General features: G+C 44.0%; 9 protein-coding genes and 1 pseudogene. 1 reads left to right on the forward strand and 9 read right to left on the reverse strand.

Annotated features, from left to right (window positions below; translation table 11 throughout):
• The 5 genes from Xvie_RS18995 to Xvie_RS21770 form a co-directional block, all read right to left on the reverse strand.
• Positions 1 to 1,139: primase-helicase zinc-binding domain-containing protein (locus Xvie_RS18995; protein WP_244175739.1), on the reverse strand; the 1,139-nt coding region annotated here is incomplete at its 3' end.
• Positions 1,133 to 1,438, reverse strand: a complete 306-nt coding sequence (locus Xvie_RS19000; protein ID WP_086110703.1) for a hypothetical protein — start codon at positions 1,436 to 1,438, stop codon at positions 1,133 to 1,135. The genes Xvie_RS18995 and Xvie_RS19000, both read right to left, overlap by 7 nt.
• Positions 1,439 to 1,440: 2 nt before the next feature.
• Positions 1,441 to 1,611 (reverse strand): DUF4222 domain-containing protein, encoded by a 171-nt coding sequence (locus Xvie_RS19005; protein WP_086110704.1) that lies wholly within the window; start codon positions 1,609 to 1,611, stop codon positions 1,441 to 1,443.
• A complete protein-coding gene (locus tag Xvie_RS19010; RefSeq protein ID WP_086110705.1) occupies positions 1,604 to 1,852 on the reverse strand; it encodes a hypothetical protein in 249 nt (82 codons plus the stop codon). The genes Xvie_RS19005 and Xvie_RS19010 overlap by 8 nt, the downstream gene beginning before the upstream one ends.
• Positions 1,849 to 2,037, reverse strand: coding sequence for a hypothetical protein (locus tag Xvie_RS21770; RefSeq protein ID WP_086110706.1), 189 nt, complete (start codon positions 2,035 to 2,037; stop codon positions 1,849 to 1,851). The genes Xvie_RS19010 and Xvie_RS21770 overlap by 4 nt, the downstream gene beginning before the upstream one ends.
• 190 nt (positions 2,038 to 2,227) lie before the next feature.
• On the opposite strand from Xvie_RS21770, the gene Xvie_RS21775 reads away from it, so the two are divergent.
• A complete protein-coding gene (locus Xvie_RS21775; protein WP_086110707.1) occupies positions 2,228 to 2,539 on the forward strand; it encodes a YlcI/YnfO family protein in 312 nt (103 codons plus the stop codon).
• A 511-nt stretch (positions 2,540 to 3,050) separates the two neighbouring features.
• Here the strand turns inward: Xvie_RS21775 and Xvie_RS19025 are convergent.
• The 4 genes and pseudogenes from Xvie_RS19025 to Xvie_RS19040 all read right to left on the reverse strand — a co-directional run.
• Positions 3,051 to 3,980: a hypothetical protein gene (locus tag Xvie_RS19025; protein ID WP_086110708.1), complete on the reverse strand. Its 930-nt coding sequence runs from the start codon at positions 3,978 to 3,980 to the stop codon at positions 3,051 to 3,053.
• 232 nt (positions 3,981 to 4,212) lie between these two features.
• A complete protein-coding gene (locus tag Xvie_RS19030) occupies positions 4,213 to 4,419 on the reverse strand; it encodes a helix-turn-helix transcriptional regulator (RefSeq protein ID WP_038196686.1) in 207 nt (68 codons plus the stop codon).
• Between the two features lie 70 nt (positions 4,420 to 4,489).
• A complete protein-coding gene (locus Xvie_RS19035) occupies positions 4,490 to 5,737 on the reverse strand; it encodes a tyrosine-type recombinase/integrase (RefSeq protein ID WP_167376324.1) in 1,248 nt (415 codons plus the stop codon).
• Between the two features lie 188 nt (positions 5,738 to 5,925).
• Positions 5,926 to 6,145, reverse strand: a pseudogene (locus tag Xvie_RS19040) (major capsid protein); the annotation flags it as partial.

Here is a 6,145-nt window from a genome sequence, read left to right on the forward strand (position 1 = left end):
TCCTCGAAAACATGCGTGACCCCGTTCACCTGACACGGTTTTAAGCTGACAACCCGATGCTTACCCCCAATGGTGATATGCGTATAGGTTTTGTTCATTCTCTCCAGTAGCGCTAATTCCACGCCAGTAATGACTTCACCGCTACCCAGTTCATACATATCAAGCTCTGCCCCTACATAATACTGATATAACCCTTCACTGAATGCCTGCTTTGCTGTCTCGATGCCGTGACACTGGCGATAATCGTCCCAGTCGGCCTTATATTCTGTTAGCGGTAATGCGATCCACCCGTCTATAGCTTTGGCTGTCTTCTCTGCCGCAATCTTACCGACGTTCTTCTTGGGCTTGCCGTTGTTATCCAGTTCCCCCAGTGAGTGCCAATCATTGTCGGCGGCAAGGATGATTTTTGCTGTTGGCCACCGTTCCCTGACCCGTTCAGCAACAGCGGATAAATTCCCCTCGTCAATCGCAGCCAGCACCACGCCTTCATGTAATTGGCTCACCGTTAAGGCTGTCGCATATCCCTCAGCAATGATGATCGTGTCTGGTGTTCCAGTTACTTGTGATAAAGGGATAAAACTCCCCTTTTTCTGCGTACCAGAGACAAGGCGCTTTTCACCATTCGGTTTGATAATCTGAGCACCGGTGATTGTGCCGTCCAGCGTCTGAGTGACCAGCAACAAAGAACCGTCTTTCAGTAGCGTCTGATCGGGGCATTGCAGCCCCTTTTTCATCAGATAATCGGATTGCCCGATGGTAGTCTGAGCCACCAGCTTGTTAACTTTTTCGGTTATCGAAGGAACCTCTGATTTGGAAGCCTTCTTTCTGGCAGGCTTGGGTTCTGGCAAAGGTAACGCCAGTGCATCAGCAACGACTTTAGCCGCCTCAATAATCGTGATCCCCTTCGCCCTCACCAGCAAATCCAGCCCATCACCGTGATTCGGCTCATCGCACTGGCGACAATGCCAGTCACCGTCCCCGTGATCGTCTATGAAGTGAAAGCGGTCTTTACCGCCGCATATCGGGCAAGCACCATGCTTACCCTTTGCTGGAACATCCACCCCACAGGCAGACAACAAACCTTGCCACTGATTTTGTGCCGCCGCTTTCACCGAACGAATATCAATATGACTTACCATTTCGGGAATCCCTCGCGGTGATGGATTTCAAACTGAGCATTTTGTTCCGTATCGTTCAGCGCTTCGGCGATCCTCGGCAAATACATCAATGCTTCACCGATACGGCGTAAACCATCCCTTGCCTGACGATTGTCATAGTTTTCGTTGTCAACTGACCAGAAAGCCAGTTCGCCCATCGCTGACATTGCTGCCATCACGCTACTCAATGCCCCTTCGGAGTTTTTGCGCAGATCTTTGAGTTCTTCGGTGCTCATAGCGTCGAAATTAGTACGTACCAAATGGTTATAGATATCAGACATGATCAGGCTCTCCCTGCGTAGGTGTATTCTTGAGTGAAACGGCTTAATGGCATGATGCATGGGGTGTAATAACCTTCACGGACAAAGGTCACGCGATTAAAGGCGACTGACAGCACTTGTACGGTTTCCCCGTTCTTATGGGTGTAATAGTCATGGGGTGCGGGATTACGCATGGTTCACCCCCTGAACAGTAGACATATCGCTACAGTGGGAAGTGTTATCAATAGCTTCCTCATCCGCGATTACTTCAATCAGAAATACAGCAATATCGCCGGATAGCTTCGCCATCAGAGAAGAAATAACAGATATTTCACTGCCCTGTATTTGATGAGGGTATGACTCAATAAGCTGATTAATAAATTCGAGTTGCTGCGCCTTTTTAACGGCTTGATGAATAGTGATAGGCTGGCTCATGCGGTCACCTCCTGACGGGAAACAAATATCAGAGAGGGAATACCGACCAGTAAACGGGCTTCACCTTCGCTGTCTGCCAGTACAGTAATCAGACGCACAGGGTGAATATCCACCAGCCGCTGAGTGCCGGATGCAATTAGGAATGTAAATTTAAGGCGAGTTTGGTTATGCTGTGGGGTATCCATAGCGTAAGACTCCTTTACGTTTTTGGTTAGAGGCCCAGTTAGTGTTCGCGCACTACTGGGCTTCGCTATTTGTATACCTTGAATCCTCAAGGTGTGTTTCACAATACTTTCATAAGAAACACACGTCAAGGCTTTTTTGTATTTCTTTTTTGTGTATAATGAAACACACCAATTGTAAGGAGTTTCATTGATGCCAACACCAAACAAAAATGCAAAGTCACAGTTAACTACCGTCCGTGTACCGCATGATGTAATGGAGGGAATGGAAGCAGTAAAACAAGGTAATGAAAGCAATGCTGGATTTATTATTACTGCGATGCGTGTAGAAATAGCTCGCCGCCAAAGTGGGGGTAACTGTAAAGATCCACTACTCTCGTCCCTTGATGCTCTTGCCCGCGTCGAAGAAATCGGTACAAAAGTCAATGAAGAAATAAGATTACTTATCGGTGTTGCACAGGAAGAACTCCAGCAACGCAAAGCCAAAGCATCATCTGAGCAGTAACTAACCAAGGCAAAATTATTGACTTGGTTAACTACACTTCTTAAAGAGTTGTAGTTAACTAATTGATTTATCTCATTACGCAAAAATGCGTGATCCCAAAGGGTAGCATTCGCCGTGCTATCCTTTTCTTTTTGTGCCTGACTAAATGACGGTCGCAAAATTTGCGCTCCTCTTAAAGAGGTGTACAGATTCTGTGAGTCAGCCAGACTGACACTCAAATTATAAGCAGACTGCATATTTGCAGTGCGATTAGATATCAATGAGTTAAGTAACCAACCCGAAATTATCGGGTAGCCTCCCAAACTGAGGACTTCGAAAGAATCAATGGGTTGCCGTAGGTGTCCGAAAAATTTCTCATACCCATCAGCTAAAATTTGAGCCGATTGAACTGAGTTACCGATATTCACTCGGTTCAAAAACGATGATTGATTTCTAACTACACCTCTTAAAGATATGTGGTTCTGAGATTGAGGACTCCTTAACATCAAGGAGTCACTAGACATAATGACCATTACACCACCTCTCGCAACTCTATTCCTTTCGCCGTGTAACCCTGAACTCGCACACCTTCTACACGGTGGCGTTTTTTAGTCAGAAAGCGAATATGATCGGCATAGACGTAGAGCCACTGACCATCTACAGCAATGCGCTCAAAGGTTCTGATTGGTCGTTTTGCATACTGGACAAATGGAGTAAACCTATTGATTTTATTTATTTCTTTTGTCCCAACCCCCTTATCATTTCCTGTTTTTCTGTATAACCAAAATCTCTCACGTTTTCCGGTTAGTTTTCTTGTGCGAACGGGAACATAACCCAACCGACGCATAAGTTTGCTGAACTCAGCATCATTACGGATTAGCTTACCTAGATATTCCAGTGGCTCATGCTTCCAGCCTTTGGACTGATAGCACGTCGCCAGTTCATGATGATGCTGTTTATTGAGAATGGTGTACTTATCTGGCTGGTTCGGATTGCGGTATAAAATCCAGTTATCCACGGCCTGTTTCCGCTGCTTCTGGTCAATCAGTAGTGCGAACGTCGCTAAAGGTGTGCCATTTTTACGAGTGTGATATTCAGAACTGATTGAAGTGATAATATTCAGGGCATAGCTATCAATATCTTTTAGCTGGACAAATCCATAATAGTTACCACTATTCAAATGGTTAATTGTGCGCACCTCTGAATGATATTCAAAGGATTGCTTATCCTTGCCTGTCAGCCCTGTATCACTTTCTGCATCATGAACCGACACACCAGAATTAAGCCAGACCAACCCCTGACCGTTATGACGCAGCCCTAGATCAGTCAGTGTGCAAATACCCTTGTTAATCGGTGACCAGTCACCGGAAATAACTGCTTTGCGGATATTTAAAATATCATTCTGGCTATTTTCAGAGTGAGCGAGTCCCTGGCCATTTAAGGCCATATTTTTAGATGTCATAGTTTTACCCTGTCTTAATTAATTTGATTTTCGGCTATAGGGGTTATTTATATGCTCAGCCCTTGATGGATAAATACCACCAAAGGCATTCAATGAAATTATTTAAAATTACTTTTACCAGATAAAATAATAGGGAATGGAGGTTATTCTTGATGTGTAGTTATGCAGTAATATGAGCGTATTTCATTTGAATGAAATCTAGCGGCACTTCCTTATACCTTGATGCCCTGATTCATTGGTATCTTGCCTCATCACGCTCTTTAAACCAGCTTTCAACCTCATCAACAAACCATCCCTTACGACGAATACCTATCCTGATAAATTTTGGAAAGTTAACCTTTTCATCAGCACAGAATTCATCAAAAGAGCTTCTTGATGCAAATCTTAATTTCTTCATTAATTCTTCTGCTGTTGTTATTTCTCTATCAATATATCGCATAAGTCCTCACCAAATTAGATTTATAAAAAAGGGCAGGCATTGGCCCACCCATAATATACAGGTATACCTATCATCTTAAATCATCCAACATTAATCCTTGTGCGCCATTATTCCAGTTTATTTCTCCTCGCTTTGAGGCATCCAGAAAATCTCCCCACCATTCCATTAATTTAAACCGCTGCTCAAGATATACACTGCGATTGTAGACTCTGCGCACAGGATTCTTATCCACATGAGCCAAAGCGGCTTCAATCACGTCTGGGTTAAAACCCTGTTCATTCAGGGTAGTACTGGCTAACGATCTAAACCCGTGAGGAACTATGTTTACATGCGCACGCCGCAAGGCATCACCGATTGTCACCCGCTGAATTGGTCTTACTAATTTTCTCGGTGAAGGGAATACGAAGACTTGCCCAAAAGAATACCTTTTCATTTCCTCTAAGATACTAATTGCCTGTTTAGACAATGCCACTGTGTGGGCGCGTTTGCTCTTCATTCTTTCTGCGGGGATATTCCATGTCTTGTTATCGATATCGATTTCATCCCAGCGAGTACCACTGGCTTCATTCGGCCTAACCATTGTCAGCATTAGCCACTCTATTAATAACCGAGTTTGCGGTTCCATCATGACGTTATCCAGGGCTTTCCAGAATTCAGGCAGTTCATTCGCTGTTATAGTTTTAAACGGTGTCGTCTTATGTGCCACGACTGCTTTTGTAATACTGTGTGCCGGATTGTGAAATATAACACCTGCATTAACAGCGTAATCTAATATCTCTCTGACTCGACGAACGGCATGATTGAGCGTCCTAATTTTCCCCTCCTTTTTCAGATAATCAAATGACCTGAGAATGTATTTTGCTGTGATTTCAGTTACAGGGACATTTCCTATGGCAGGGAGGATATGGCTATTTAAAACCAGCTTTATTGTTGACACCGTTGCTGGTCTTACCCCCAGTGACTTTTTTAGCTCAAACCACTCAATAGCCACATTAGCAAAAATATTCTCTATCTCTGCGGTTTTTTGCATCGCTTTTGCCTCACGATACTGCCGAGGGTCTATATTTTTCGATAGCATTTCTCTCGCTTCATCCCTGAACTTTCTTGCCGAAGATAAAGTTACAGCCGGATACTGACCAAAACTCATCAGTGCCCTTTTCTTTGTATAGGGTCGACTATAGGAAAAACGCCAGATCTTTGAGCCATTAGGTTTAACTAATAAATACAAACCACCACCGTCATGAAGGCTATACTCTTTATCGGTCTTTTTCGCTGATTTGATTTCGGTGTTGGTTAAAGGCTTTGATATTTTAGGCATTTTCATTCTCCATGTTTTTTGCTATACGCTCTAACCGTATATCAAAACGTATAGCAAGATTTACCGTATTTAAGCCCTGATAACCCTTTACTGCCATGTATGCTTTTTAAGCAAAACAGCCATAACGTATTAAGTACACAAGGGTTTCTTTGACTTACCGAGAATTACCGATAAACAATAACCGTGACGATTTGGTCAGCCAGTTCAAATTGTACGTTGAGCATCTCACGTTCAGCAGCAGTGTACTGACCGCCAATCCGCTCACCAATCTGGCGACGAATGGGTTTGCGTAAATCCGGGGCACGTTTATCTTTAATGTACGCAGGCTTAAAGCTGTTGGTCTGAAACTTGCGCGACTCGACCAGTTTGCCTTCCACTAACGGGGAAACAAACGGGGCCATGCGGCGC

Origin of the sequence: Xenorhabdus vietnamensis (genome assembly GCF_002127535.1) — a bacterium.
Classification (GTDB): Bacteria; Pseudomonadota; Gammaproteobacteria; order Enterobacterales; family Enterobacteriaceae; genus Xenorhabdus; species Xenorhabdus vietnamensis.